Origin of the sequence: Corynebacterium marquesiae (genome assembly GCF_030229635.1) — a bacterium.
Lineage (GTDB): Bacteria > Actinomycetota > Actinomycetes > Mycobacteriales > Mycobacteriaceae > Corynebacterium > Corynebacterium marquesiae.
Genome location: NZ_JASPII010000031.1, coordinates 1 through 2,072 on the forward strand (window position 1 = coordinate 1; position 2,072 = coordinate 2,072).

Sequence of the window (2,072 nt, forward strand, 5' to 3'; positions counted from 1 at the left end):
AGAAACCGAGTACTATCTCACCCAGCCCATCAACACAGGGCCGTAAAAGAAGCGGAACTAAACCCAGGACGCTTCAAACTGAGTGGGAAATCTCCTAGCCTATTCACCAAATAGTGTGTCCATTAAACAAGGGTAACCTCAGATTGAGATGACTTCAGCCTCGCTTATTTCCTCGCAAAGCCTACAACCTTAAAATGAATCTTCCGGCAAATAGGAGCTTTCTGGTGGTGCTTTCCTGCTATCTCTTATGGACATAATGCCCAATAAGGTGCAGGAAGTTATTGCTCCGACAAAGGACAAGAGCAGGATCCATACTGATAACCCATCAGATATTATCCACTTCTTCCTAAGGACGAAGGTTGTAAGCAGGACAGCAAAGAAAAATATCGATAAGGCCTTAAGAAAAGTTACCTTGTTCATGTTTCCTCCTGCCTATTTTGGCGCTCGTTTGGAAAACCCTTGAAAAGCGGGACCCACAATGACATTATTATGTCGCAAATAACAAAATAGGCTTTCTGTTTTCTCCGACACTTAACGCTTAAGATACTTACACTGCGACTGTTAACACTATACCGTTTAGAGAAGCATGCAAGGTTTAATAGGTAGAACTTCAAATAGCAGCAACCAGGCTAAAATTCTTGTGCTCTTTGCGCGTACGGAAGCTACGTATGACGAAGAATTTGTCGGAATAGCTTTAACCAGAGAGCAGGAGAGTGCCATGGGCGAGCATGTTGATTCTCCGAGTATAACCTGTTGGACTGAAGAAGTTCCCCTTCAAGGCTGGGAAGGAAAACTAGACAAGTCTCGTTTCCCGAAACTTGTCTATCTTGTTTTTAGAGAAGGGTATGCGCAACATTCCTCCGTGCGCTACCAGGAAATAAGCCCAGATATATTGGCTGCATTTACCACGCGTGAAGCAGCTCAGACTGATGTCGTTTCTCGGCAGAAAAAGGAGCCTTCATTCTTACCGAGTGAGTTTCATATATGGGAAGTCGAATTCGGGGTTTTGACCGAAAACTTCCGTGGCCAAGGCCCAGAAATCCCCATGTACTGAGCAGTACTTCTCGTCGGTTTTAAATTCTGTTGCAAGGAGAACGTAAGCATCTATACCGCTGAAAAATGGCGGAATAGGCTCAATGAATTCCTATATCGGAATTGGGTTATCCGCAGTTTTAGGGATATGTCTCGTCGCCCCTTAGTTCAAGTTCAAGTGATTAGCTGGCGAGCGCAGGGGTTTTTCATCAGCTTCTCGCTGATCTCATTGACCTTTGCCGGGTCATGGTTTTTCTTCGGTGACACCGTAGTCATTATCGGTGAAACTCCTTCTAGATCAGAGCCTCACACACAAACTTCCTGACACCCTCGCACGACGGTGCCGAATACATCCTCGTGGACACCCCAGCCCGACCAAGCACCGACGTGATCAACGCGATCAATGACGCCGACCTTGTCGTAGTTCCACTCGGCCCCAGCCCGCGCGACCTGGCCCCGACCACGCGAATTATCCACCAGATCAAAGCCCCCACTGTCGTCGTCCTCAATGAGTTCAGCCCCACTAGAAAGGCAAGCCAAGGGCTACAGGACTACGCCGAGCAACACGGCTGGCACGTACTCGCGCACATCCCCAGTGCGGCCGCGTTCACTGCCACACCAGACCCAGCCGTCGGAGTCGTACAACACAGCCCCAGCAGCCGAGCAGCCCACGCTTTCAACCACCTCACCGACCGAATCATCAAGGCAACCCAATGACGAAGAACAACACCACAGCCGCCTTTGCAGCCCTCGCCAACACCGACCAAAACGCCCGCACCACAGGCGCCGGCTACGGCACAGACAACCCCAAAAAAGAAACCCGGACGTACACCCGTCGAACGACACCGCACATCGTTCGCATTCACACTCGAGGACTGGAACCTCATTGAGCGTCTCGCCGAACACTACGGCGGACGAATCAGCAACACTGACACCATCGTCCGTGCCATCAAAGAAGCAGCCTGAAGCGTCCTGGGTTTAGTTCCGCTTCTTTTACGGCCCTGTGTTGATGGGCTGGGTGAGATAGTACTCGGTTTCTA

2 protein-coding genes are annotated in these 2,072 nt (G+C 50.0%); both read left to right on the forward strand.

Annotated elements, in window-relative coordinates:
- Positions 1-586: 586 nt before the first annotated feature.
- The gene (locus QP971_RS11220; RefSeq protein ID WP_284811932.1) at positions 587-1,054 is read left to right on the forward strand and encodes a hypothetical protein; all 468 of its coding nucleotides are present in this window, start codon (positions 587-589) and stop codon (positions 1,052-1,054) included.
- Between the two features lie 365 nt (positions 1,055-1,419).
- Positions 1,420-1,749 (forward strand): ParA family protein, encoded by a 330-nt coding sequence (locus QP971_RS11225; RefSeq protein WP_284811931.1) that lies wholly within the window; start codon positions 1,420-1,422, stop codon positions 1,747-1,749.
- The last annotated feature ends 323 nt before the right edge of the window (positions 1,750-2,072 follow it).

Coding starts and splice junctions, on each gene's coding strand:
- QP971_RS11220 (WP_284811932.1), top strand. CDS start 587: ATGCAAGGTTTAATAGGTAGAACTTCAAATAGCAGCAACCAGGCTAAA.